Below are 25,811 nucleotides of genomic sequence, written 5' to 3'. Positions count from 1 at the left end.
CTTTCAGGTTGCCGAATCGACGCCCCGCCTCAGTTCCTGCATCAGCGCCACAAGTGCAGCGCGCGCCTGTTCCGGGGCCTGCTGATGTTCTGCTATTCTAGACACCAGCGCACTCCCCACAATTACACCATCGGCTACGCGGGCCACCGCCGCGGCAGAAGCCTCGTCACGGATGCCGAAGCCGACACAAACCGGTAACTCCGTATGCTTGCGGATCCGGCCAAGATGCCGCGAGACATCCTCCACATCCAGGTCAGCTGAACCGGTTACCCCTTTGAGAGACACATAGTACAGGTAACCCTTTCCCAATTCTGCTGCGCTTTGAATACGATCATCCCGGGTAGTGGGCGCAATCAGGAAGATGGGATCAAGCTGATGGCGGGCAAGCAGCGCAACCGTTTCGCCTGCCTCTTCGGGGGGCAAGTCCACCAACAGCACGCCATCCACGCCGGCTTCAGCCGCTGCCCGGGCAAATTCACCGGCGCCCATGGCCTCCACCGGATTCAGGTACCCCATCAGAATGATGGGTGTGTGCGTATTTTCCTTGCGGAATTCGCTCACCATGCTCAGCACCTTCCGGAGACTGGTCCCGGCGGCCAGCGCCCGCTCACAGGCGAGCTGAATGACCGGCCCGTCCGCCATGGGATCCGAGAAAGGCACGCCCAGCTCGATCATGTCGGCCCCCGACCCGACCAGCGCCCGCATGAAATCCAGGGTACATTCCGGCCGGGGGTCTCCGGCGGTGATGTAAGGAATCAACGCTTTCCGGCCTTCCGCGGCCAGCTTATCGAATACCTGCTGAATTCTGCTCATGGTTCAGCCCACCTCCACTTTCAGGCCGTCAAGCTTTGCAACGGTATGGATGTCCTTGTCGCCCCGACCGGACAGATTCACGACAATGCTCTGTTCCGGCGACATCTCCCGCGCCAGCTTGATGGCGTAGGCCACGGCATGGCTGGACTCAAGTGCCGGCATGATACCCTCAATGCGCGTCAGCAGATGAAACGCCTCAAGTGCTTCCTCGTCCGTGGCCGCCACATAGGTGGCGCGCCCCGTGTCCTTGAGCCAGGCGTGCTCGGGTCCGACCCCGGGATAATCGAGCCCTGCCGAGATGGAGTGCGTCCCGAGAATCTGTCCGTTCTCGTCTTCCATGAGATATGTGCGGTTACCATGCAGAACACCGGGACGCCCTGCAGACAAGGGCGCAGCGTGCTGACCGGTTTCCAGTCCCAACCCCGCAGCCTCAACACCATACATGGCCACGCTTTCGTCGCCAATGAAGGGATGAAACAGTCCGATGGCATTGGAACCTCCACCCACACAGGCCACCAGCGCGTCAGGCAGGCGACCGATCTGCTCGAGAGACTGCTGCCGCGCTTCGCGTCCGATCACGGATGCAAAGTCACGCACCATCATTGGATAGGGATGCGGCCCCGCGGCGGTACCGATAATGTAGAACGTGTTATCGACATTGGTCACCCAGTCACGAAGCGCCTCGTTCATGGCATCCTTCAGCGTGCGGGTGCCGGATTCCACCGGGATCACAGTCGCACCAAGCAGCTTCATGCGGTATACATTCAGGGCCTGACGCTGAACGTCTTCAGCCCCCATGTATACGACACATTCAAGCCCGAGCCGCGCTGCAATGGTCGCGGTTGCCACACCGTGCTGACCTGCACCTGTCTCCGCAATGATACGGGGCTTGCCCAGATATTTGGCCAGAAGCCCCTGCCCTACCGTATTGCAGATCTTGTGTGCACCTGTGTGATTCAGGTCTTCACGTTTGAGCCAGATCTGTGCACCACCGGCGTGCCGGGTCAGCCGCTCGGCAAAGTACAGGGGTGAAGGTCTGCCGACATAATGCTTGAGATCGTTGTCAAGCTGACGGAGAAACTCCGCGTCATCCTTGAGCCGCGCATACTGCTGCTCGAGCTCGAACAGAGCGGCAATCAGGGTTTCGGAGACAAAGCGACCGCCATACGGGCCGAAATGCCCTTTCTCATCCGGCAGCACAGGCGACTCAGTTTGGGTTGACACGATAGACTTCTCCTGTGAATTGCTTGATTTTTGCATGATCCTTGATGCCCTTTACCGGGCCCTCGACACCGCCACTGACATCGACAGCCCAGGGTTGGACCTGGCGGATGGCCTGACCGACATTGTCAGGCGTCAGGCCGCCGGCCAGAATGACGGGCCGGGCCACTGACGCGGGAATGCGCTGCCAGTCAAATGTGCGACCTGTACCCCCTGGAAGTTTGGGGTCGAAACTGTCAAGCAAGATGGCAGAAGCGGAAGGAAAACGCTGCATGACAGACGCCGGCTCCACATCCGGCGCCATGGAAATGGCCTTGATATAAGGTATACCGAACTGCTCGCAGTATTCAACTGTTTCGCTGCCGTGAAACTGGGCACAGTGAACACCGCTTTTGTGGATGCTTTCTCTCACCGTCCCGGCCGCCTCGTTGACGAAAAGACCGACGGCAGTGACGAACGCGGGCAACTGACGGATAATCTTGCACGCCGCCTCGGGTGTAATATATCTGGGACTTGGTGGGTAAAACACGAAGCCGAGTGCATCCGCACCCGCCTCCACAGCAGCCAGAGCATCCTCAATACGCGTGATCCCGCAAATCTTGATGCGTGTTCTCATTCCACTCCTCTGAAAGGCAGGCGCACAGCTCGTGCAGGAATGTCAAAATGCTCCGGATAGGTCACCCGGCAAAAGTACAATCCGCTCGCGGGTGCCGTCGGGCCGCCCTGCCGCCGGTCTCTGGAATCCAGTACTTCACCGACCCAGGATTCCGGTTGCCGGCCACAGCCCACGTATATAAGTGTACCCACTATATTACGTACCATGTGATGGAGAAACGCATTCCCTTCCACATCTACACAGATCAGGTCCCCATCCCGGCGCACCCTGATTCTGGTCAGCCTGCGAACCGGAGTTCGTGACTGACATTCGGCCGCACGAAATGCACTGAAATCATGTTCGCCCACCAGCTGTTGCGCTGCGCGATCCATGGCTTGCTCGTCCAATCGCTTATGGTACCAGCCCAGATTGCCCACGCACCAGGCCGGCGCAACGGGCTGGTTGACCAGAATATACTGGTAGCGCCGGGAAAGAGCACTGTATCGCGCATGGAACGCCGGGTCCACCGTATTCGCCCAGACAAGCCGGATATCTGCTGGCAAGTGGTGATTGGCTCCCATGATCCAGGCTTTGGGGCTGCGGCTGACAGACACATCGAAATGAATAACCTGTCCTGCGGCATGCACCCCTGCATCCGTCCGCCCGGCACAGGTGACACTGACGGGTGCCCCGGCCACGGCGCTCAGCGCCCTTTCGACGTGTCCCTGAACCGTTTCCTCGCTATGCTTCTGGGATTGCCACCCTGAATAGCGCGTGCCTGTATAGGCCACGATTGCCGCCACACGCCCCGTTGGAAGAGGCTGATCTGAAAATACTGGGTACTGCACCATGAAAATGCCCTCCGAAGAGGGCATTATTGACGTTTGACTTGCTGATGCAACCCTTTACAGATTTTTCAGCAACGACCGGGCCTCTTCACGCTGTTCCGGGGAACCTTCCTCCGCAACTTCTTCAAGAATATCCCGGGCGCCCTCCTTGTCTCCCATATCGATGTAGGCCCTCGCCAAATCCAGCTTGGTCGCTGCCTCATCGGTATCCGCCAGAAAATCAAAGTCTTCCTCGTCCAGCACCTCATCTTCTCCTTCCATGGGTTCGGGTGTTTGCGTTTCGCCAGCCAGGTCGGCACTTTCAGCAGAGACTGGCTCTTCTGCTGCCTCTTCGGCAACCTCCTGAAGGTCATCCTGCGCTTCGGCTGCTGTCACGCTCTCTGTCAGATTTTCAGCGTCACCGCCTTCATCGGGTACAATGTCCGACGCTTCTTCCGATCCGGAATCCAGCTCGTCCAGAAGTGCGTCGGTCTCATCCAGAGAACCACTCAGCGCCTCCAGTTCACCTTCCAGATTGTCGAGATCCAGATCAGCCGTATCCAGATCAAACTCATCAAGCGCCTCATCCGCTTCATTCTCTGCACTTCCGGAGTCTGTCACCGCGGACTCTCCGTCAGTCGCGAGCTCCTCTTCAGTCGGTCCGGTGCTTACATCCTGCATACCCAAATCGGTATCCAGGCCTGCCTCGGACAGCTCCGAAGACTCATCTTGCGATTCGGGGATCTCTTCATCCAGGGAGAGATCAAGCGCCTCATCCTCTTCCTCTTCAATACTTTCAGGCGTGTCTTCCACTTCGGACACGGCCTCAAGAAATTCTTCGCTGAGCTCTGCATCCAGATCGGGAGCTTCCCCGGCATCAACAGCCTCGCTTTCCGCGGCTTGTTGTTCGGCAGTATCCGCTTCGTTCAGGGCGTCAAGGTCTTCACCGATATCCAGATCAAGATCGAACTCCGACACATCCCCGGCCGGAACCTGGTCAGTCAGCTTATCGTCCTCTGCTGAAGACATGTCTGTCCGATCATCACCTTCGACAGGCTCAAGATCCAGATCGAATTCAATATCCTCACCAAAATCAACGGATTCAGACTGCTCTGCAACAGCCTGCCCGGTGTCGGCGCTGTCTTCACCCAAGTCGATATCCGAGAGATCAAACTCGATATCCAGATTATCCTCTTCTTCGTCCAGAGACAGGACGTCGCCTGCCTCGGACGCTTCAACCGTTTCTTCCGTCTCGTCCAGGCTGAGATCTGCCAGCAGATCATCCGTATCCTCGACACTATCCTGATCCACGACACCTTGCTGTTGTTGTCCGGCCTTGAACTGGGTATCGAACTCCCCTCCCGACAACAGCTGGCTCTCCAGATCATCCAGCGACAACCCGGGCTCTTCCTCTCCAAGATCGCCAAAGCGCTCGTGAATAGCTTCGGCCTGTGCAATCACGTCATCATTACCACTGTTCAACAACTCAGCGTAGAGCGAGTTGAACCGCTCTGCCTGACGATCTTCACCCAAGACCTCGAGAAGTTTGAGCTTGATATCTGTTCGGTCAGGCTCGGACTCAAGTGCCTTTTCAAGAATCTGGGCAGCCTGGTCAAAACGCTGGTATGCGATATAGACATCCGCCTCGGCGATCACATCCTGCCCTTCGCCCGCACCACCTTCCGGCATTTCGAGCTCCGTGGCGGCTTCATCAGCATCCGAGGCCACGGCCCCGCCATCTTCACCCGTGATCAGAACATTAACGTCGGATTCTTCCTCTGCCTGCTCACGCTTGCGCGAGATGCCCCAGAGGGCAAGAAGAATCACGAGCAGGCCTGTTCCCGCACCGATCTGATACATGGGGTCAGTCAGCAAGCGTTCCATGAGACTGGGCTCCGCCTGCTGGACAGGAGGCGGAGTAATGGGAGTGACCGGTTGCTGAACCGGCTGCTCCTCCACGGGCATCCGAGGAGCTCCGGCCTCTGCCGTGGTTTCTTCAGCTGCTGCAGGGGCTTCCGGGGTGGCTTCCGGCATCTGATCTGCAGCATTATCTGCGCCTGTGGCGGCCGAAGTGGTCTCAGTCGGAGCTTCAGTTAGAGGTACCGAAGCCTCCTGCTCTGTAGTGCCGGATGGGGTCGAAGCGGCTCCCTCAGCAGGCTGGAGCTGACCTTCAACATCTTGCTGCCGCTGAAGTGCGGCGAGCTGGTCGTCCTTGATAGCAGCCAGGCGCGACAGGGTTTCAACCTGTGCCTCCAGCTCCTTCAGGCGCGCCTTGAGTTCTGCATTTTCACGACTGGAGGTATCCAGACGCTCCATGACGACCGCCAGCTGATTCTCCAGCTTCGCGACCTCATCTGATGCCAGTGCGCTGCCCTTTGAGCTGCCTGATTTGGCGGTACCTGACTCGCTGCCCTGTTGTCCTTCAGCCGCTTCGGCAACGACCACTTTGAGAACATCTTCACCTGTCGGTCGAACAGTGCCTTCCTGGCGCGCGGTGCGGCCGGTGGCATCCACGGCGCTTCGGGTTGGCTTGCCTGCCTTCAGTGCACGGTTCTGGGCCGCCACCTCGGCAATAGCCTCGCGTGCAGTGCGCGACAGCGCTTGTTCTGCCGTCGGAATACGCAGCACCTGCCCCGCCTTCAGACGGTTGATATTGCCATTCACAAACGCATCCGGATTCAGATCGCGGATAGCCAGCATCATTTGCTGCGGCGTGATACGGGAATCCGGGCGGAAACGCATGGCAATATCCCACAGCGTATCGGAAGCCCTCGTCGGACCATAACTGGTCCCTTGCGCACTGGCGGGGGTTGCCTGCCTCGCCGGCGCTGTACTGCGGGCGGGCGGCTGTGTCGCAGAGTCTGCTGTGGTTGGTGCCGCACTGGTGGTTGCAGGCTGAACCGGCTGGGGAACTTCGAGGCTGTATGTGGGAGGATCAATCAGCAGTGCATATTCCCGCAGGAGACGTCCGTTCGGCCAGGTCACCTCCACAAGAAAATCAAGGTAGGGTTCCCTCACCGGCTTGGAACTGGTGACCTGGATGACCGCTTTGCCATTGTCCTTGTAGACGACTTTGAATCGCAGATCACTGAGAAAAAACACCCGATCCACACCGACACGAAGAAACTCTTCGCGAGGCGCCAGATTGGCGATGATTTCGCTGGGCTGAAGATCCCGCACATTGACCAGTTCTATTTCGGCCCTGAGCGGCTGATTGAGCGCAGACTGCACAGTGGCCTCCCCCAGACCGAGCGCCTGTGCAATGCCAGAAACCAGCGTGGATGCAGCGATCATTCCGGTCGCGAACTTGCGAAACATAGTCGATTCCTTTTTTCCTTTCACCCCGTCCCGGGCACATGCCCCGCGGGAACTGCTGAATGACTTAGTGTTGTTTCTTAGAAAACACCTGGACTATAGCGAGTAAGTATTATAGAGAGCATCTGTTTTTACAAGAAATTAATCCGCCCGGTAATCCTGCCTGTGATCCATTTCCCGTGACGGATGAAGACGTTACAGGCTGTAACAAAAATGGCCGGTTCTCACCGGCCATTTTTTCATCAGAGCAGGAAGTCCAGCATGCGTCGCAGCGGTTCCGCTGCGCCCCACAGGAGCTGATCACCGACGGTGAATGCCCCCAGATAGTCCGGTCCCATGGAGAGGTTGCGGATACGTCCGACAGGCACCTGCAGGGTTCCACTGACCGCAGCCGGCGTGAGCTGTGACAGGGTAGCTTCCTTTTCGTTGGGGATTACCCGGACCCAATCATTGCCGGTCGCCAGAATGGATTCCGCTTCGGCCGGATCAAGCGGTCTGCGCAACTTGATGGTCAGCGCCTGACTATGACACCGCATGGCACCAATCCGGACACAGAGGCCATCTACGGGAATGGGCGCATCCTGCAGCCCCAGAATCTTGTTGGCCTCGGCTTCAGCCTTCCACTCCTCACGGGTCTGACCCTTGGGCATGGGGGAGTCAATCCAGGGAATCAACGAACCGGCCAGCGGTGCGCCAAACATGGGCGCCGGAAAATCTTCTGAACGCATGGTTTCAGTAATCCGGCGATCAATCTCCAGAATGGCGGATGCCGGATCCTCGAGAAGCTCCGCCACACTGGCATGCAGCAACCCCATCTGGCTCACCAGCTCACGCATGTGACGGGCACCGCCACCGGATGCAGCCTGGTAAGTCATGGGCGATACCCATTCAATGAGATTCTCGCGGAACAATCCGCCCAACGCCATGAGCATCAGGCTGACGGTACAGTTTCCTCCGATGTAATCGCGGATGCCCTGATCCAGCCCCCGCTCAATGACATGACGGTTTACCGGATCCAGCACAATAATGCTGTCTTCGGCCATGCGAAGGGCACTTGCCGCGTCCACCCAGTAACCTTTCCAGCCAGCCTGACGCAGTCTGGGATGAATGTCCTTGGTGTAATCGCCCCCCTGACAGGTGATGATGATGTCCATTTCCGCCAACGCATCAACGGACATGGCATCCTTGAGCACGCCTTCCGCCGATTCTTGCGGTGCAGGCTCTCCCGCCTGGGAGGTGGAAAAGAAGTGGGCCTCAAAGCGGGAGAAGTCACCCTCTTCACGCATGCGCCCCATAAGGACGGAGCCTACCATGCCCCGCCAGCCGACCAGGCCGACTTTTTTCATCTGTGCTGTTCTCCTGTCAGTTCAGTCTGTTGTCCAGCGCCCGCAACACGGCTTCACCCATTTCCGACGTGGAGACCACCTGATCGGCCTCGCCGGTGCGGATGTCTGCAGTGCGCAACCCCTGATCCAGGACATCACCCACGGCAGCCTCGATAAGGTCTGCAGCGTCATTCAGGGCGAAGGAATAGCGTAGCATCATCGCTGCGGAAAGAATAGTTGCCAGGGGGTTGGCCTTGTTCTGGCCGGCGATATCCGGCGCCGAACCGTGGCAGGGTTCATACATGCCCTGGCCACTTGCGTTGAGCGATGCTGAAGGCAGCATGCCGATGGAACCGGTCAGCATGGCAGCCTCATCCGAAAGAATATCCCCGAACATGTTGCCGGTCACGATCACGTCAAACTGCTTGGGCGCACGAACCAGCTGCATTGCGGCGTTATCCACGTACATATGGGACAGCTCCACATCCGGATAGTCCTTGGACAACTCGTCCATGATCTCTCGCCACAGAACCGTTACCTCAAGGACATTGGCCTTGTCCACGGAACAGAGACGCGTGCTGCGTTTCCGGGCAGCTTCGAAGGCGACCCGCCCAATCCGCCGGATTTCGCTTTCCGTGTACACATAGGTGTTGAAACCCTTGCGTTCACCGCCGGGCAGTGTTTCCACCCCGCGCGGCTGACCGAAATAAATGCCCCCCGTCAGCTCGCGAATAATCAGAATATCCAGGCCGCTGACCACCTCAGGCTTGAGAGACGAAGCTGCAGCAAGCTGAGGGTAAAGTATGGCCGGACGCAGATTCGCGAAGAGTTCCAGCCCTGAGCGCAACCCCAGAAGCCCCTTCTCGGGGCGAATGGCCATGTCCAGACCATCCCACTTCGGGCCGCCCACTGCACCCAGCAGGATACCCCGGGCCTTGCGTGCCTTCTCCAGTGTTTCTTCGGGCAAGGGTACACCCGTCGCATCAATGGCAGCGCCGCCCACCAGCGCCTCGTGAAAGACAAGGCCGAGCCCCTTTGCGGCGTTGACCTTTTCCAGCACAGCCCGGGCCTGCGCCACGATTTCCGGGCCGATGCCATCGCCTTCCAGGATCAGTACATTCTTGTTCATGCTTCCTCCTCAGTCACTCCAAAAAGCCAGGGCGCTTCCTTCCGGCGACGGGCCTCATAGGCGCGAATCGCATCCGCATCTTCGAGCGTGACGCCGATATCATCCAGACCGTTCAGCAGACAGTGTTTGCGGAAAGCGTCCACATCAAAGGCGAACTGGTCACCCTCCGGGGTTTCGACAACCTGACGTTCCAGGTCAACCGTCAGTGTGTAACCTTCGTTCGCTTCCGTTCGGTGGAACAGCTCATCCACTTCTTCCTCTTTCAAAACAACAGGAAGCAAGCCATTCTTGAAGCAGTTATTGAAGAAGATATCAGCAAAGCTCGGAGCGATGATGGCCCGAAAACCGTAATCCGCCAACGCCCAGGGTGCGTGTTCGCGACTGGAACCACAACCGAAATTCTGTCGCGCCAGCAGGATGCTTGCCCCCTGGTAGCGGGGCTTGTTGAGCACGAAATCCGGATTCTGCGGCCGGTTGCTGCAGTCCTGATCCGGTTGTCCTTCGTCCAGATAACGCAGTTCATCAAAGAGGTTGGGACCGAAGCCGGTACGTTTGATGGACTTCAGGAATTGCTTGGGAATGATCATGTCCGTATCCACGTTGGCCATGTCCAGAGGGGCCACGAGTCCACGGTGTACAGTGAATTTTTCCATTATTCGGCCTCCTCCAGCCAACCTTCACGCACATCCACAAAATGACCGGCGATGGCAGCGGCCGCAGCCATGGCGGGGCTGACCAGGTGTGTGCGCCCGCCGAACCCCTGTCTGCCCTCGAAATTGCGGTTTGACGTGGACGCGCAATGTTCGCCCGGCCCCAGTTTGTCCGCATTCATTGCCAGACACATGGAGCATCCGGGCTCCCGCCACTCCAGGCCTGCTTCAATGAAAATCTTGTCCAAACCTTCGGCTTCTGCCTGCTGCTTGACCAGACCGGACCCCGGTACAACCAGCGCCTGTTTGATGTTGTCAGCGACCTTGCGACCCTTGACCACTTGCGCTGCAATGCGCAGGTCTTCAATTCGGGAATTGGTACAGGAACCGATGAACACCCGGTCAAGCCGGATATCCGTCACCGGCTGATTGGGTGTCAGCCCCATGTATTTCAGGGCGCGGCGGATGCTTTCCGCCCTGACCGGATCCGATTCTGCCTCGGGGTCCGGCACCCTGCCGGAGACAGGCACCACCATTTCCGGAGACGTTCCCCAGGTGACCTGTGGTTCAAGCGTACTGGCGTCGATTTCCACGACCTTGTCGAAAACGGCGTCCGGATCGCTGTGCAGCTCGCGCCACGCCTCAACGGCACGTTCCCACATTTTTCCCTTCGGCGCATAGGGCTTGCCCTTGAGGTATTCGATGGTCTTGTCATCCACGGCCACCAGGCCAGCTCGCGCACCGGCTTCGATGGCCATGTTGCACAGGGTCATGCGTCCTTCCATGCTCAGCGCCTCGATCGCCTCGCCGGCAAATTCAATGGCATGCCCCGTACCGCCGGCGGTACCTATCCGGCCAATGATGGCGAGAATCAGGTCCTTGGCATAGACACCCTTGCCCAGCCGGCCTTTCACCCGGACCAGCATGTTCTTCATCTTGCGCTGGATCAGGCATTGAGTCGCCAGCACATGCTCCACCTCCGATGTGCCGATGCCGTGGGCCAGTGCAGCAAATGCACCATGAGTGGAGGTATGGGAGTCGCCGCAAACGATTGTCATGCCAGGAAGTGTGGCACCCTGCTCCGGCCCGATGACATGCACGATGCCCTGCCGTGGGTCATTCATCTTGAATTCGGTGATTCCGAACTCGTCACAGTTGGCATCCAGTGTCTCCACCTGGATTCGGGAAACCGGGTCCTCGATGCCTTCCACACCCTGTTCCCGGTTCAGGGTCGGTACGTTGTGGTCCGGGGTCGCCAGGTTGGCATCCACCCGCCAGGGCTTGCGTCCGGCAAGACGGAGTCCTTCAAATGCCTGGGGCGAAGTCACTTCATGCAGCAGCTGCCGGTCGATATACAGCAGCGCCGTACCGTCCTCACGCTGTTTGACGACGTGTGCGTCCCACAGCTTGTCATACAGGGTTTTACCTGCCATGTCTGTTCCTCATCAAGAATGGGTACGAGTATTTTTTCGTATTCGGCTTGAATGCTACGCAGGGAACGTTAATAATGCAAATTCATGTTTATTATGTTTTGGATTCCATATCCTAATGCTTAATCTTCAGGATCTAGCCCTGTTCTCGGCAGTCGTGCAGCATGGTTCGTTCACCGGCGCGGCACGCGCACTGAATCTGACGCAACCGGCGGTCTCCAAGCGCATCCAGTCGCTTGAAGAGCAGCTCGGAACCCCCCTGATTGTTCGTCTTCCGCGCAAAATCGAGCTGACTGAAGCAGGCAGGGTCCTCCACGAGCGGTGCCAGCACATTCTCCGTGAAGTGGAGAATACCACCCTAGCCATCCGCAATCTGGATGCCCATGTGGGCGGCATATTGCGACTGGCCACCAGCCACCATATCGGCATTCATTATCTGCCTGGTCTGGTACGCGAAATCCGCAGCCGCTATCCGGATATCCGGCTGGATCTGCACTTCATGACATCCGAGCAGTCTGCCGATGCGCTGCTCAGCGGCGAAGTGGATCTGGCACTCTGCACCCTGCCGGATCAGTTTGACCCGCCTCTGGCCGGGCATCTGGTCTGGGAGGAAAAGCTGGTCTTTGTCGCCGGCGAGCACCATCCGCTCCATCAGAATTCACTGTTGACGCTCCGGCACCTGATCGAACACCCCAACATTCTGCCTTCCGAGGATACCTACACGTTTCGCCGCGTCGCGGAGTGCTTCACCCGTGAAGGCCTGTCGCTGACACCCGGCACGCCCGCCAATTTCATTGAAACCATACGGGCGCTGGTCGCCGTGGATCTGGGCTGGAGCGTGTTGCCGGCATTCATGGTCAACGGCGCCATCCGCAGGCTACCGCTGCCGGAACTGTTCATCACACGCCCCCTGGGGATCATGCTGGACACCCGGCGCACACGGAGCACGGTGGCCGGGGCCTTTCTTGATGTCCTCGGCGTCAGCGGCTGATCACGTCTTCGACACGCTGCCTGACATAGCTTCCCGGCGCGTCCTCGATCACCGGCAGCTCGCCGTCGCCCGGGATGCGCGGCGCAACCCGTTCGCCCGCAAAGGTAAGTGCCCAACGCTGCCAGTGCGGCCACCAGGAGCCTTCGTGCTGCTGCGCCGAAGCCAGCCAGACATCCGGGTCCTCGGGCAGCTGATCGTTGGTCCAGTAACCGTACTTGACCTGAGTGGGCGGATTGACCACGCCGGCAATATGACCGGATCCGGACAACACAAATGCCCGCGGGCCCTTGTGCAGATGCACACCCTTGTAGGTCGCCTTCCACTTGGCGATGTGGTCCTGCTGCGTGGACAGAAAGTAAACCGGTGTTTCGATGGTGGTGAGATCCATGGGCACCCCCATCAATGTGATGCCGCCAGGCTTGACCAGCCGGTTTTCCAGATACATGTTGCGCAGATAGAATGCGTGCATGGCTGCCGGCAGGTTGGTGCTGTCGGAATTCCAGTACAGCAGGTCGAACTGTGCGGGCTTGGCCCCTTTGAGGTAGTTGTTGACGTAGAAGGACCAGTGCAGGTCGTTCTCCCGCAGCAGATTGAAACTGAAGGCCATGGCACGACCATCAAAATAGCCTTGCTTCTGAATCTGCTTCTCGATACCCCGCAAGACACGTTCGTTGAGAAAAACACCGATACCACCCGGATCGGAGAAGTCCAGCAGTGTGGTCAGATAGGTGGCGGATCGGATGCGGTTTTCCTGTCCTTTCGCCTTCAGCCATGTCAGAGTGCACGCAAGCAGCGTTCCGCCCACACAGTAGCCGATGACATTGGAGGATGCCTCACCGGTGGCCTTCTCAATGGCATCCAGAGCCGCAAGACTGCCTTCCCCGAGATAGTTCCCGAAGGACTTGTCACGAAGCTCGGGCCCCGGATTGACCCAGGAAATCACGAATACCGTGTGTCCCTGATCCACCAGCCACTTGATCAGGCTGTTTTTCGGCTTGAGATCCAGGATGTAATACTTGTTGATCCAGGGCGGAATGACCAGAAGCGGTGTCTTGTAGACACTTTCCGTTGTCGGGGTGTATTGAATGAGCTGCATCAGGTCATTCTGGAACACCACTTTTCCCGGCGTGGCCGCCACATTCTTGCCGACCTCGAATGCCGAAAAGTCGGTCATGGCAATGTTGAGCAACTGGGGGTTGCGCTTGTAATCCTCCAGGAAGTTGCGAAAACCGTCAATCAGGTTGCTGCCGCGGGTTTCGACAATCTTGCGCAGCACTTCAGGGTTGGTCAGCGGGAAGTTTGTCGGTGACAGGGCATTGACCAGCTGACGGGTGAAGAACAGAAATTCCTCCCTGCTGTGCTCCGGGGTGTCTTCCACGGACTCCGCCAGTTCCAGCAGCGTCCGGGCATAGAGAAGATAGGCCTGACGCAGATAATCAAAGGCGATGTTTTCCTCCCACTCCGGGTCGGCAAACCGCCGGTCGCCGGGCTCCGGCCTGATGACCGGCTCCGTGGGCTTGCCCAAGATGCGCTTGACCGCATGCCCGAGGATTCCGGCATAGCCGCGGACAAACTCTGCCTCCTTGCGAATCACTTTTCCGGGATGTCTGGCCAGCTGACCACCCATCTCCCTGAACGTATCCAGCATTTCAAGGAAAATGGTGACCTGCGCATCATTCAGATGCTTGTTCTGTCCGATCCACTCCTGCAACGCGTCACGATATTGAGACGATACCAGATCCGTGACTGCTCTGGCCTTTTTGACACTACCCGTAATAAAATTGTTCTGAAGGACACCCATCCCCAACTCCTGTCATCGATTCCCTGAAACGGCAGAGGCCGGCAGTATTGCCAGCCCCCCCCGGTAATCAGGCAGCCTGCTTCTCGCTCTGCCCGGTTGTCTGACGCGCCTGTTCGAACAGCTTTTCCACTTCTTCCCTGAATTCCGCCCCCATTTCCCCCAGAGTACGGAGATCTTCCAGAAACTTGCGCGAGATTTCTCCGGCCACTTCAGTCTGCTGCTGCAGAAACTGGCCTAACGACTCTGCATCGCGTATTTCCATGGCTGCCGTCATCTGGCGTGTTGCCAGGTCAGCGTAGGTTTTCAGGGCATCCATCTGAAATTCGGCGACCTTTTGCAGTCCGGCTGCCATCATTTCATTGAGCCGGGTAAGCGGTTCGAGTGCTTTCTGTGTAGTGTCGGTAAGTTGTGTCCAGATCGTGTCGTTCATGACATCCTCCTGTTTGCGGGCCTGGCCCGTTTGATTGTCCCTGGTCAATCTGACAACGAGATGACCGTGTGCCACTGCATGCCCGACGCTTCTTCACGGCGCTTTCTGCAGGACACGTTAGCAGCTTAACAGACAACTAGGATTGATTTGTATCAGACATGTGTATGATCCGGGCATCCGGGATCAACAGTCTGATCCGGATTCGTCCGGATGCGGGAAACCCTGGCCTGCGCCGGATGGACGGAATGCAGAAATGTGCCGCTTCAGGTCAGACGGGTCCTGAGCGGTGACCAGAGTGTGGCCAGGGCCAGAGCAGCAATGACAGCCGCCACACTATAGGTCAGCGCCGGACCACCCGCCTCGTAAAGCAGGCCTGACGTGGTCGCACCGACCGCACCGCCGAGCCCGAAACTCAAGGCACTGTAGGTGGACTGCGCCATGCCTTCCCCCTTGCCGGCAAAGGTACGATGCAGAAATTCGATGCTGCAGGCGTGCATGATGCCGAACGAAAAGGCATGCCCGAGCTGAGCCACGGTCACCAGCGCAGGCAGGTCGGCGTACCAGGCAATGACCAGCCAGCGCACCACGGTCACCACCAGCGCCACGCCAAACAATTGCCGGAGCGTATAACGGGCCAGCAGGCGTGGCATCAGGGTGAACAGGGCAATTTCCGCCACGACTCCCAGGCTCCAAAGCATACCGTTCTGAACAAAGCTGTAGCCGGCCTGCTCAAGCGTCAGGGTAAAGAATACGTAGTAAGCCCCGAATGACCATTGCAGCAGGAAGACCATAACCCAGAAAGGCCAGACCGACCGACTCAGTGCAGCGCGACGGAATCGTCGCACCGCCGCCGGTTTACCCTGCCCCGTACGTTCGGGCAACGACCAGGCCAGCACGGCCAGCAAGGCCAGCAGCGCGACGACACTCCATGGAATGGCCATGGGCGTGGTGATATCCAGCAGCTGGCCGATTCCGGTCACGGCGGCAATGAAACCGATGGACCCCCAGAGACGTATACGGCTGTACTGGTGCCGCCGTGCTCCCAGTGCGGTCAGTGTGATCACTTCCAGCTGCGGCAGAACGGCGTTCCAGAAAAAGGAAAACCCGAACAGCACCAGACCGACAGTCACGATGTGGCGCACGAAGGGGAAAAACAGACCCAGGGCCAATGCAGCGAGTGTGCCCAGCCGGACCCAGTAGACAAAGCGCCCGCTGCGATCCGCCAGGTGCCCCCAGAACAGCGGCGCGAATACTTTGGTTCCCAGCACAATGGAGGTCAGCAGGCCGACTTCTTCGTAGCCGAACCCGAGATACTTGAGATACACCGGCAGGTACGGCGCCACGACCCCCACGATGGTAAAATACACCAGATAGGTGGCGCTCAGCCGGACAACCGGTGCGGACACACTTACTCCTGACGGGCGATATCGGGTGTCGTGACACGCACGTCAGCGTTTTGTGCCCGATGGCGCAGATAGTGATCCATGAGCACCAGCGCCATCATGGCCTCGGCAATCGGTGTCGCCCGGATTCCCACACAGGGATCATGGCGCCCGGTGGTGATCACTTCCACAGGATTGCCATCAACGTCTATGCTGCGTCCCGGCAGGCGCAGGCTGGAGGTGGGCTTGAGCGCGATGGACGCCAGAATGGGCTGCCCCGTGGAGATGCCGCCAAGGATGCCTCCCGCATGATTGGACAGAAATCCTTCCGGGGTCATTTCATCGCGGTGCTCCGTACCCTTCTGAGCGACCACGTCAAACCCATCACCGATTTCCACCCCCTTGACCGCGTTGATGCTCATGAGCGCCTTGGCCAGATCCGCATCGAGGCGATCAAAGACGGGCTCACCCAGACCGACAGGCACGCCGGTCGCGATCACATTGATGCGCGCACCGACTGAATTGCCTTCCTTGCGCAAGGCATCCATGTACGCCTCAAGGTCCTGTACACGATCAGGATCGGGACAGAAGAACGGATTCTCATCCACGGCATCAAGGTTCACGGGCTTGCAGACTACCGGGCCAAGCTGGGCCAGATACCCCCTGATTTCGACACCGAGCTTCTCCCGGAGGTACTTGCGGGCGATGGCCCCGGCCGCCACCCGCATGGCAGTCTCGCGTGCGGAACTGCGGCCACCGCCACGATAATCCCGCACACCGTATTTGTGCCAGTAGGTGTAGTCGGCATGGGCAGGACGGAACTGCCGGGCAATATTGCCATAGTCCTTCGAGCGCTGATCCGTATTTTCAATCAGCAGCCCGATGGGTGTACCGGTCGTCACACCTTCAAACACACCCGAGAGAATACGGACCTGATCCGGTTCCCGGCGCTGAGTGGTATGCCGTGAGGTGCCGGGCTTGCGCCGATCCAGATCTTTCTGCAGATCCGCCTCGGTAATGGCCAGGCCAGGCGGACACCCGTCGACGATGGCGCCCAGTGCCGGGCCGTGACTTTCCCCGAAGGTGGTGACTGTGAAGAGCTGCCCGAATGTATTTCCTGCCATGTGCGTATCCGTGTCCTGTCTTGAGCAATCAGTTTGAAAAGTATTCAGCGAGCGTATCACGGTCCACAACAAAAACCCCGTGGCCGCCCTTCTCGAATTCCGGCCAGGTCAGCATCAGGTCGGGCCAGGCATTCATCACGGCCTCTGCACTGTTGCCCACCTCACAGACCAGAAAACCTCCGGGCAACAGATGATCGGCAGATTCGACCAGAATACGGCGTACGAGATCCAGGCCATCCTGACCGGCAGCCAGGGCCAGTTCCGGTTCGTGCCGGTATTCGGGCGGCAGATCGGCCATGTCTTCTGCGTCCACATACGGAGGATTGGTCAGGATCACATGCCAGGTCCCGTCCAGCTGATCGAACAGGTCAGACCTGACCACTTCAACCCGGTCTGCCATGTCGTGCCTCTCCACATTCCGGCGAGCGACCTCCAGCGCCGGTTCCGAAATATCGGCCAGCGTCACGACTGCCTCCGGAAACGCCCTGGCGGCTGCCAGACCGATACAGCCCGAACCACAGCAAAGATCCAGAATGCGCAGGGGTTCACCCGGCTCGCCTTCCACCTGCTCCAGCCAGGGCATCAGGGCCTGTTCGAGCAGTTCGGCGATGGGCGACCGGGGAATGAGGACATCCGGATTGACGTAGAAGGGCATGCCGAAAAACCAGGCTTCCCCAAGGATATAAGGCAGGGGCTCGCGATTCCGGACGCGACGCCGGAGCACCTCCAGAACCCGCTCCCTTTCCTCAAGGGTCAGACGCGCATCCAGCACGGCCGGATCCACGTTCCAGGGCAGCGACACCGCTCCCAGCACCAGCTGAACCGCCTCGTCCCAGACACTGTCCGTGCCGTGCCCGAGCCAGACCGGATTCCGGTACATCTCGGAGCAGGCGTAGCGGATATAATCGCGAACCGTGTGAAGTTGATCTGTCAGAGGTCGGGTCATGGTCTGTTCCGGTCAATCGGGTCGGCGATTATACGTGATCCGGCTCTGTCTTGGCAGCCCTGGCAGACTTGCCGTCATTTTCCCACTGGTTCAGTGCCTCTTCAGCCAGTGCGCGGCCCAACTGGATCAGCTCCGGCGCCTTGTGGTAGTCGAAGGTCTTGCAAACGGCCTTGGGGACATTGATCAGGACATCCGGCGGATACCCCGCCAGCTTGTACTGGGTCAGCGCACTCTGCATCGTCTCGAAAGACAGGTTCATGATATCGAACTTGCTCAAAAAGGCGTGAACCTGGTCCTCGGAATCTTCCTTCTTGTCACGCTTCTTGGGCGGCGGTGCCGCACGCGCCTCGTCCTCGTCCAGCGCATCAAAGTCAAACAGCTCCGATGCCTTCTGCTTGACCGCCTCGATCCAGGCCTCGAACTCGCGCCGGCTGCGTGCCTTCTCCCTCAGCCGGAAACGTTCCTCGAATGCCCGGTCGTAATGACTGAGGTTGACGGCCACGATCATGTCAGCATGGGCCGAAACCACCGGAATGATGGGCAGCGGATTCAGCAACCCGCCATCCACGAGAATGCGTCCGCGATCCATCATGGGCGTGATGAGACTGGGAATGGCCGTCGAAGCCCGGATGGCCTTTTCCAGGGGGCCGTTCTGAAACCAGACTTCCTTGTAACGCGCCAGATCGGTTGCCACTGCCGTGTAGGTGACCGGGAGGTCTTCGATGCGGGTTTCTCCGATGAGGTCGCGCACCACGGAATAGACCTTTTCTCCCCGGATGGCACCGGGTGAGGCAAGTGACAAGTCCAGCAGGCGAACAATATCAATTCCCTTCAGGGATTCTGCCCAGCGCTTGAACGGTTCCAGTTGTCCGCAGGCGTAGACCCCGCCAATCAGCGCCCCCATGGAGCATCCGGCGATGGCCACCACCTTGTAGCCCCTCGCTTCCAGCGCCTCGATCACGCCAATATGTGCATACCCCCTCGCACCGCCACTTCCCAGAACCAGTGCGACAGTCTTTCCCTTTCCAGGTGCCTTGGGCTGAAATGGCGTCATGGTGCTTCTCCTGTGCGATGAATGCTGACTACCCGGTCTTCCTGTGCAAAGAGATATTCAGGACCGAAGGGTCCCAGGACATGGATCTCCGTACGGGTATCGGGTCCGAGACGCCGTGTCAGGATATCCCGGATGAGCTGGGCCTGGGATCGGGCCGTGCGCATGTTCTGCCTGAGCGATGCTCCGGGTTTGCGGCTCCAGGACACAATCACCCAGTAGTCTCCGCTTTCCCGCGCATCCATCAGAGGACGAATCTTGCGCTCGATCTCGGAAATGCTGTCCAGTTCGGACCCCAGCAGTGCCGTATCACGCAGATTGACGGTGAGGCGAATATCCAGAGGCTGACCGGTGCTGACCCGCTCCCAGTGCACATAAACCCGCTGATTTCCCCGGCGGATGGCGTACACCATCAAGGCCTTGCCTTCAGCCCGCTTGACGGCCACAAAATAGTGCTGATCGCGGCTGAAGCCATACAACTGGGGTTGTCTGAAAATCTGTGCAGCCCAGGTGGCACTGTCTCCGCAATCCCGTCCATGACACTCGAATACCAGATCATACCCGTCCAGTTCAGCCTGGGCGCGGTAATGATCAAAGGCCTCGCGCGGCGTTCTGTCCGATGTAATTTCCAGAGTGTGGCGCTCCACCTTGCCGGCCACACGGTAGTCCCGTTCCACGCGCGGCTCGCCCTGCCCGGCGGTGACACCGGACAGCACAATCCGGTAGTCCGGCTCGTCCGATACGCTTTGCTGAACCTCCTCCGCAAACGGAAACGGTTCCAGTGCATGAACCGCAGTGCCCCACAAGATCAGCGCCAGGGTAATGATGTCAAGCGAAAGCCTTGACCACTTCATTCGTAACTGCCTCCAGAGCCGTGTTTTCCATGTGCAGGTGATGCCCTCCGCTCAGGCTAACGAAGTTACCCTGTGAAAGCCAGCCCATTCTGGGCCCCGGCTTCTTCACCAGCCCCTGCCTGGCCCCGATGACCGTCACCGGACAGGCAATGGCCTCAAGCATTTCCTGAATCTGAGCTTCACAAAGCCGAAAGGTGGATGGCCAGTTCACCCGGGGATCGGCCCGCAGCTGCCAGACATTCCCTTTCCTGACCAGACTGCGCGCCATGATGATCCGGGCCGCGCTCATATCCGAAGGTGAGAACCGGCTGGCACGGTGCCTTGCTGCCTCTTCGAGGGAGGCATATTCACGCAAGGTTTCCGGCACTGGCTGAAGACGGTGATGAATGGCCTTCCGGAACTGGTCGGCTGTCTGGCCCGGTGGGGTGGTCATGGGGCCGAGAGCATCGATCCAGACCGCACGAACGAAAGTTCCAGGGGCTGCGACCAGCGCAAGCATGCCGATGACCGCCCCCAGGGAGTGCCCGAGATAGTACCAGGAGGCCCCTCTTTGATGCGTTACCCCCTCAAGCAAAGGCGGGATATAGTCTGCCAGCGCGTAGCCGGCGCCTGCCGGCAGCCAGTCACTCTGACCGTGTCCGGGCAAATCCACCGCCCAGACACACCACCCTGCCCTGGCCAGAGACGGACCCAGAAGGCTGAAACTGGCGGCATTGTCCAGCCAGCCGTGCACGGCGAGCAGGTTTCCTCTTGGCGCCTCGCCCGGTCTCCAGCACAAACCGCGAAGTGTGCCGCCGGAGGCAGGCCATTCAAATGGTTCAGCCTGCATGCGCTTCAAGCCCGAACAAGGTGGAAGCGTTGCAGGAGGTCTCCCGGGCAACGACGCTCAGGTCAACCCCCTTGATGTCGGCAACCTGCCGGGCCACCTCCCTGACCCACATGGGCGAGTTGGATTTGCCACGGTGTGGCACGGGCGCCAGATAAGGGCTGTCGGTCTCCACCAGCATCTGCTCCAGAGGCACCCGGGCGACCGTGTCCCGGAGTTCGGAGGCGTTGCGGAAGGTGATGATACCGGAGAAACTGATGTACCACCCCAGATCCAGGGCTGCCCTGGCCATCTCCCAGCTTTCCGTAAAACAGTGCAGCACCCCGGTGACGCCCTGCTGACTGTATTGCCGGATCAGGGCCAGCGTGTCCTCGACGGCCTGGCGTGTATGCACCACCACCGGCTTTCCAAGGCGGGCAGCCAGGTCCAGCTGTGCTTCAAACCGCTCCAGCTGAACCGGTCTGGATTCGGGGTGATAGTAGTAGTCCAGACCACATTCCCCAATGGCGACCACACGAGAAGAACGTTTGGCCACGCGCTCGATTTCACCTGCATCAAAGGGGGACTCGGGCTCCGTCAGCGGATGAATTCCGGCGGTCGCCCAGACATCCGGGTGCTGCTCCGCTAGGTCAACCACCTGATCCATGTTGCCATGATCGATGCTGATGCAGACAAAGCGCGTGACGCCACGCTCACGGGCGGCATTCAGTGCCGCGGAAAGGTCACCGCCAAAGGGTTCAAGATCGAGCCTGTCGAGATGGCAATGGGAGTCTGTCAGTGATGCAATGGTGCTCACAGTCATCAGTATTGTTTTCCCGGAGTTTCAAGATCTGTCAAAGGGTATGCGTGGGGCGCTCGGAATTCACCGCACCGGCGAGATACTTTTCAATCTTTTCCTTGGCGATGCGCGCATCTTCAGCGAACTGGACGCCAATGCCTGTGGCACGGTTTCCCTGGGCACCCTTGGGCGTAATCCAGATGACCTTTCCTGCGACGGGGATCTTTTCCGGCTCATCCATCAGGTTAAGCAACAGGAACACCTCATCCCCGAGCTGATAGGGCTTTTGCGTGGGAATGAACAAGCCACCATTTTCGATGAAGGGCATGTAGGCCGCATAGAGCACTGCCTTGTCCTTGATGGTCAGCGTCAGAATACCGCTGCGTGGCCCGAAATTCGCCATGTGATGTCCTCTGATTACGGATACCTACAAGGATACTGCATTTTCTGCATTTTTGAAGTTGAAATACTGCAACAGAACGCGGAGAATGCGTGCTTACGTTATAACATAACATTCACGAGGCGCCGACGTGTCCGTTCATACTCTGATCATCCGCACCATTTTTCTCTTCCTGATGACCTGGTCCGTCCCCGGACTGTCCAAGCCCGTCAAGATTGGCGTCACGATTCACCCATACCGGCTCATGGTGGAAGCCCTGGCACCACCTGCAGACACAGCGGTTACCACAACAATGCTGATTCCCGAGCAGGCAGATCCCCACAGTTTCATGCTCCGCCCTTCGGACCTCAGGACATTGCTGTCCGTGGACCGGATCATCTGGAGCGGCCCACACCTGGAACCTCACCTTGCGCGGGCACTGGAGCGCATGCCGCAGGAAAAGGTTCTGGTGCTGACACCAGAGGATGGACCCACGCACTTCTGGCTTTCACCGAGCCAAACTCTCCGCCAGCTGGAGATATTGGCAGACCAACTCGGTCTGCCCGTACTGCCCGGCATTAAAACTGAACTCGAAAAAAAGGAGGCGGAACTGGCAGCCACACTCCTCCAACTCAAGCGCACCCATATTGAGGTGTGGGCCTTTCACCCGTTTCTGGACGCCTTGGAAAAAGATTTCGGTTTTAACTATCACACCCTGACCAGCGGCGATCATGGTTTATCGTCAGACAAACTCCGCAATCTGGAAAGCACCAGTGCAAACCGCTGCCTGGTTGTCGAGCCCGAGTGGTCCGGCCTGTCCCGAAAACCGAGTCTTGCACGCCATTTTCAGGTCATCATGCCGGTGGATCCGCTTTTCAGGCAGGCCTCGTCTTTGAAAGAGATATACATACAGCTGATTGATACCTTCCGGGCTTGCATGAAAAAGGGTGGCTGAACGCCACCCTTTTATCCGAATACCGGACGCGCAATTACTGAACGCGCCAGCCTTCGACCGTTTCCTTTCCGTATTGCTTGCGCCATGCATTCAGCACCTTGTGGTTGCCACCACGGGTTTCCACCACTTCGCCAGTATTGGGGTTCTTGTAAACCCGCAGCGCTCTCTTGGCGCCGCCTGACTTGGCGCTCCCGGCCGGTGCACCCAGCCCCAGCACCTTGGCCACGTCAGCCGGGCGCATGTCATACTTGCCCATCAGGGCTTTCAGTTCTTCCTGAAATCTGAAATAGTTCTGAATATCCTTGTCTGCTTCAAGTGCCTTGAGACGCCGTTCTTTTTCTTCGAGCAGACGCTTCAGTTCAAAAAACTCTTCAATCTTGTTCGCCATTCAGATTTCTCCGGTTAATAAATAAAGGGCCTTTTATAAGATAGAGATTATTTTATAATGGTCAAGCAATAAACGAAACCCGAACATTAAAGCAGGAGGCTTTGAAAGACATGATGTCCGTTCAGCGGTTTTTTATGACTTTGATTGGCGCACTTTTGATATCGCTCAGCATCTCGCTTCAATCCCATGCTGAATTGTTGCAACGAATTAATATCAATACCGCGACAGCCAACGAGCTGGTTCAGTTAAAAGGCATAGGCCCGCAAAAAGCATGGCGCATTATTGAATACCGTCGCAAACACGGACCATTCAAGAACATCCATGAGCTGGTTCTTGTCAAGGGTATCGGCGAAAAAACAGTCAAAAAGAATGCGCACAGAATCACGACCGGACCATAAATGCGTTTATACTGTTTTCAATACAACTCATAGAGCATTGAAGTGAACCGTTTGTCCGCCCGTAAGATCCGCCCCGCTTTGATTCTGATTGCTGTCTGGTTTCTGCAATCCTGCAGCCTCATGCAACAGTCTCCCCGTCCACATCCATTGAACAATACGTTTCAGACGGTTCAGGGAGGCATTGCCGAATCCGAAGTTTTCCGGCGCGCCATGCAGGCGGACGTGGTCATCCTGGCCGAGAAACATGACAACCGGTATCACCACGGGCTACAGCAAAAGCTGCTGAAAGCGCTTGTCGAACACGGTCGTCGTCCGGCGCTCGGGATGGAGATGTTCAGCCGCGACCAGACTTCTCTGCTCATGCAATATATCGATCCTCCGGTCCATGGAAAGCCCATGACCGAGGAAGCCCTGCGCAGGGCACTGAACATGGAGGAAGACGGGCTGCCCTGGCAACAGTATGCGCCGCTTTTCCGACAGCTGAAGGCATCCGGCAGCCCGGCATTCGGCATCGATCTGCCCGTCGCCCTGCGTGCCCGGCTCGGAGCACTGGGCGAGGACAAGTTGCTGCCCGTGGAAAGGCGCCAGTTGCCCGAGACAGAGGATGCAGATCCGCTTTACCGGAAGGTGATGTTCGAGCGGATCAGGGCATCCCACTGTGGCTGGGGACCAGAGCCCTACCTGAGAAAGCTGTTCCGTGTCTGGCAGGCGCGCAATCAAACCATGGCCGAACAAATCGCAGCCATGCTGGAGACGGACCGACGACCGGTTGTTGTCATTGTCGGCAACGGACACACGGACTATAACCTGGGGCTGATCAGCAGGCTCAAGTCACTTCGCCCCGATGTCAGCATTCTGAACATGGGTCTGCTTGAAACCGAGACGGACAAGCCACACGCGGAAGCCTACCTGTTCGACTCCAGGTTCCCCGAACGCCCCAGGTACGACGTGGTCTATCTGGCCCCGCCGGAAACGGTACCGGAAGATTTGTGCGCAGCCTTCAATCAACGCAGGATAACGAAACCTTGAACCGAATCACAGTTCACTCATCCCACTCATCCTCCCGGTGGATGTTTCCCTGCGTCCTGCAGTGTAGGCTGACAAGCATGAAAGTCTGCCGGGATAAACGATCATGGAATCGACACTGCGACACACCGCCCATCTCCAGCATGTGGCAGAAAACAAACAAGCCAGAACAGAATTGCACCGGATACCGGAACGACTCCGGGACGCACTGATCCGTCATGGCAGTCAAAGCAGCGCCTACTTCACGGTCCAGGCCGGACTCACCCACCACTTTGTGAATGACGGATGCTTCAGTTATGCCCCGGTTCGCACACCTTTCGGAACCATCAACCTCAGTTGCACCAATCCTCTGGTACCGCAACAGGCCTTTGAACAGACGCTTGTCCAGGCCCAGCAACTCCCCGGAACACCTGTTCTGCTGGGTGTGACCGCCGAAGTTGCCAAGGCGGCAGCAAGGCTTGGCTGGACTGTCAATCACATGGGCATGGAACATGCCATCGATCTGCAGACTTTCGATCTCGCCGGCAAGGAGAAAAAGCAGCTTCGCCATGCGGCCAACCTCAGCAGGAGGTTACCTGTTACCGTGGTGGAACATACCCACGTTCCCCATATTCCGGATTCCGTCGACTCCATCTCGGAGGCCTGGCGGCAAACCAAGCGTATACAGGCCAGGGAACTACGCCTTTTGACACGACCACCTGTGTTCAAGGCTGAGTGGGGCGTCCGAAAGTTTTACTGTCATCATGCAGACGGACGTCTCCTCGGCTTCATTTTTTTTGACCCCTGGTTTGAAAACGGCATGATCTCCGGATACTGCGCCAACATTCTGCGCAGTGACCCGGAATGGGCGAAACATCCTGTACTGGACTACACATTGCTCCATGCCATCGATATATTCCGGAAGGAAGGCATCCGTCGCCTGTCCCTGGGTATTGCACCACTGGATCAGCTCCGGCCCTGCCCCAACCAGTCCGCCATGCTTTTCCGTGTCGGTCAGCTCATGCACCGGTACGGGCACCGGTTCTATGCATTTCAGGCGCTCGCCTATCACAAATCCAGATACCGCGGAAACCTGGAGCCCTGGTATGTGTGCACCCCGTCAAAAAATGCGTTAAAGGTCACCTGGGGCGTACTCAAGGGGACTGGCATTCTCCCGGATTGATGGCACACTGAATTC

25 protein-coding genes are annotated in these 25,811 nt (G+C 58.2%); 5 read left to right on the top strand and 20 right to left on the bottom strand.

Features of this window, described 5'->3' with window-relative positions:
- Positions 1-3: 3 nt before the first annotated feature.
- From trpA to leuC, 9 genes are all read right to left on the bottom strand, one after another.
- Positions 4-813 carry a tryptophan synthase subunit alpha gene (trpA, locus tag AAIA72_RS02630; RefSeq protein WP_369601899.1) on the bottom strand — a complete coding sequence of 270 codons (810 nt, stop codon included), beginning with the start codon at positions 811-813 and terminating at the stop codon, positions 4-6.
- 3 nt (positions 814-816) lie between these two features.
- The gene (trpB, locus tag AAIA72_RS02625; RefSeq protein WP_369601898.1) at positions 817-2,037 is read right to left on the bottom strand and encodes a tryptophan synthase subunit beta; all 1,221 of its coding nucleotides are present in this window, start codon (positions 2,035-2,037) and stop codon (positions 817-819) included.
- Positions 2,021-2,650 (bottom strand): phosphoribosylanthranilate isomerase, encoded by a 630-nt coding sequence (locus AAIA72_RS02620; protein WP_369601897.1) that lies wholly within the window; start codon positions 2,648-2,650, stop codon positions 2,021-2,023. Before AAIA72_RS02620 ends, trpB begins: the two co-directional genes overlap by 17 nt.
- Positions 2,647-3,480, bottom strand: coding sequence for a tRNA pseudouridine(38-40) synthase TruA (truA, locus tag AAIA72_RS02615; protein ID WP_369601896.1), 834 nt, complete (start codon positions 3,478-3,480; stop codon positions 2,647-2,649). The genes AAIA72_RS02620 and truA overlap by 4 nt, the downstream gene beginning before the upstream one ends.
- Before the next feature lie 54 nt (positions 3,481-3,534).
- Positions 3,535-6,774: a FimV/HubP family polar landmark protein gene (locus AAIA72_RS02610; protein WP_369601895.1), complete on the bottom strand. Its 3,240-nt coding sequence runs from the start codon at positions 6,772-6,774 to the stop codon at positions 3,535-3,537.
- Between the two features lie 239 nt (positions 6,775-7,013).
- Positions 7,014-8,117, bottom strand: a complete 1,104-nt coding sequence (gene asd / locus AAIA72_RS02605; RefSeq protein WP_369601894.1) for an aspartate-semialdehyde dehydrogenase — start codon at positions 8,115-8,117, stop codon at positions 7,014-7,016.
- Positions 8,118-8,133: 16 nt separating this feature from the next.
- Complete coding sequence (gene leuB / locus AAIA72_RS02600) at positions 8,134-9,225, bottom strand: 3-isopropylmalate dehydrogenase (protein ID WP_369601893.1); 1,092 nt, start codon at positions 9,223-9,225, stop codon at positions 8,134-8,136.
- On the bottom strand, positions 9,222-9,878 hold the full coding sequence (gene leuD / locus AAIA72_RS02595; protein ID WP_369601892.1) for a 3-isopropylmalate dehydratase small subunit: 657 nt from the start codon (positions 9,876-9,878) through the stop codon (positions 9,222-9,224). Before leuD ends, leuB begins: the two co-directional genes overlap by 4 nt.
- Positions 9,878-11,308 (bottom strand): 3-isopropylmalate dehydratase large subunit, encoded by a 1,431-nt coding sequence (gene leuC, locus AAIA72_RS02590; protein WP_369601891.1) that lies wholly within the window; start codon positions 11,306-11,308, stop codon positions 9,878-9,880. Before leuC ends, leuD begins: the two co-directional genes overlap by 1 nt.
- Positions 11,309-11,423: 115 nt before the next feature.
- Here leuC and AAIA72_RS02585 point away from each other — a divergent pair, with 115 nt between their 5' ends.
- On the top strand, positions 11,424-12,296 hold the full coding sequence (locus AAIA72_RS02585; protein WP_369601890.1) for a LysR family transcriptional regulator: 873 nt from the start codon (positions 11,424-11,426) through the stop codon (positions 12,294-12,296).
- Here AAIA72_RS02585 and phaC read toward each other — a convergent pair.
- The 10 genes from phaC to AAIA72_RS02535 form a co-directional block, all read right to left on the bottom strand.
- Positions 12,286-14,097 carry a class I poly(R)-hydroxyalkanoic acid synthase gene (gene phaC, locus AAIA72_RS02580; RefSeq protein ID WP_369601889.1) on the bottom strand — a complete coding sequence of 604 codons (1,812 nt, stop codon included), beginning with the start codon at positions 14,095-14,097 and terminating at the stop codon, positions 12,286-12,288. The two genes, AAIA72_RS02585 and phaC, sit on opposite strands and share 11 nt — an antisense overlap.
- Positions 14,098-14,164: 67 nt before the next feature.
- A complete protein-coding gene (locus tag AAIA72_RS02575; protein WP_369601888.1) occupies positions 14,165-14,527 on the bottom strand; it encodes a phasin family protein in 363 nt (120 codons plus the stop codon).
- Positions 14,528-14,790: 263 nt separating this feature from the next.
- Positions 14,791-15,933 (bottom strand): MFS transporter, encoded by a 1,143-nt coding sequence (locus tag AAIA72_RS02570; RefSeq protein WP_369601887.1) that lies wholly within the window; start codon positions 15,931-15,933, stop codon positions 14,791-14,793.
- 2 nt (positions 15,934-15,935) lie between these two features.
- Positions 15,936-17,033, bottom strand: a complete 1,098-nt coding sequence (gene aroC, locus AAIA72_RS02565) for a chorismate synthase (RefSeq protein ID WP_369601886.1) — start codon at positions 17,031-17,033, stop codon at positions 15,936-15,938.
- A 28-nt stretch (positions 17,034-17,061) separates the two neighbouring features.
- Positions 17,062-17,979 carry a 50S ribosomal protein L3 N(5)-glutamine methyltransferase gene (gene prmB / locus AAIA72_RS02560; protein ID WP_369601885.1) on the bottom strand — a complete coding sequence of 306 codons (918 nt, stop codon included), beginning with the start codon at positions 17,977-17,979 and terminating at the stop codon, positions 17,062-17,064.
- Between the two features lie 28 nt (positions 17,980-18,007).
- A complete protein-coding gene (locus AAIA72_RS02555; protein ID WP_369601884.1) occupies positions 18,008-19,033 on the bottom strand; it encodes a patatin-like phospholipase family protein in 1,026 nt (341 codons plus the stop codon).
- A complete protein-coding gene (locus AAIA72_RS02550) occupies positions 19,030-19,884 on the bottom strand; it encodes a DUF4892 domain-containing protein (protein WP_369601883.1) in 855 nt (284 codons plus the stop codon). The genes AAIA72_RS02555 and AAIA72_RS02550 overlap by 4 nt, the downstream gene beginning before the upstream one ends.
- Positions 19,859-20,713, bottom strand: a complete 855-nt coding sequence (locus AAIA72_RS02545; protein WP_369601882.1) for an alpha/beta hydrolase — start codon at positions 20,711-20,713, stop codon at positions 19,859-19,861. The genes AAIA72_RS02550 and AAIA72_RS02545 overlap by 26 nt, the downstream gene beginning before the upstream one ends.
- On the bottom strand, positions 20,703-21,512 hold the full coding sequence (locus AAIA72_RS02540; protein WP_369601881.1) for a TatD family hydrolase: 810 nt from the start codon (positions 21,510-21,512) through the stop codon (positions 20,703-20,705). The genes AAIA72_RS02545 and AAIA72_RS02540 overlap by 11 nt, the downstream gene beginning before the upstream one ends.
- Positions 21,513-21,543: 31 nt before the next feature.
- A complete protein-coding gene (locus AAIA72_RS02535) occupies positions 21,544-21,891 on the bottom strand; it encodes a PilZ domain-containing protein (RefSeq protein ID WP_369601880.1) in 348 nt (115 codons plus the stop codon).
- Between the two features lie 127 nt (positions 21,892-22,018).
- Here AAIA72_RS02535 and AAIA72_RS02530 point away from each other — a divergent pair, with 127 nt between their 5' ends.
- Positions 22,019-22,822 (top strand): metal ABC transporter substrate-binding protein, encoded by an 804-nt coding sequence (locus AAIA72_RS02530; protein ID WP_369601879.1) that lies wholly within the window; start codon positions 22,019-22,021, stop codon positions 22,820-22,822.
- A gap of 34 nt (positions 22,823-22,856) precedes the next feature.
- On the opposite strand, the gene AAIA72_RS02525 is transcribed toward AAIA72_RS02530, so the two are convergent.
- Entirely contained in the window at positions 22,857-23,210 is a 354-nt protein-coding gene (locus AAIA72_RS02525) for a histone-like nucleoid-structuring protein, MvaT/MvaU family (protein ID WP_369601878.1), read from the bottom strand.
- 110 nt (positions 23,211-23,320) lie between these two features.
- Here AAIA72_RS02525 and AAIA72_RS02520 point away from each other — a divergent pair, with 110 nt between their 5' ends.
- The 3 genes from AAIA72_RS02520 (at position 23,321) to AAIA72_RS02510 (ending at position 25,796) form a co-directional block, all read left to right on the top strand.
- Positions 23,321-23,608 (top strand): ComEA family DNA-binding protein, encoded by a 288-nt coding sequence (locus AAIA72_RS02520; protein WP_369601877.1) that lies wholly within the window; start codon positions 23,321-23,323, stop codon positions 23,606-23,608.
- Between the two features lie 120 nt (positions 23,609-23,728).
- The gene (locus tag AAIA72_RS02515) at positions 23,729-24,637 is read left to right on the top strand and encodes a ChaN family lipoprotein (RefSeq protein WP_369601876.1); all 909 of its coding nucleotides are present in this window, start codon (positions 23,729-23,731) and stop codon (positions 24,635-24,637) included.
- Positions 24,638-24,740: 103 nt separating this feature from the next.
- Positions 24,741-25,796: a DUF2156 domain-containing protein gene (locus tag AAIA72_RS02510; protein ID WP_369601875.1), complete on the top strand. Its 1,056-nt coding sequence runs from the start codon at positions 24,741-24,743 to the stop codon at positions 25,794-25,796.
- The last annotated feature ends 15 nt before the right edge of the window (positions 25,797-25,811 follow it).

Source organism: Thermohahella caldifontis (genome assembly GCF_041153465.1).
In the GTDB taxonomy this organism is placed as follows: domain Bacteria; phylum Pseudomonadota; class Gammaproteobacteria; order Pseudomonadales; family Oleiphilaceae; genus Thermohahella; species Thermohahella caldifontis.
The sequence above is the reverse complement of the archived record's forward strand: the minus strand, read 5'-3'. Positions and strand labels throughout refer to the sequence as shown.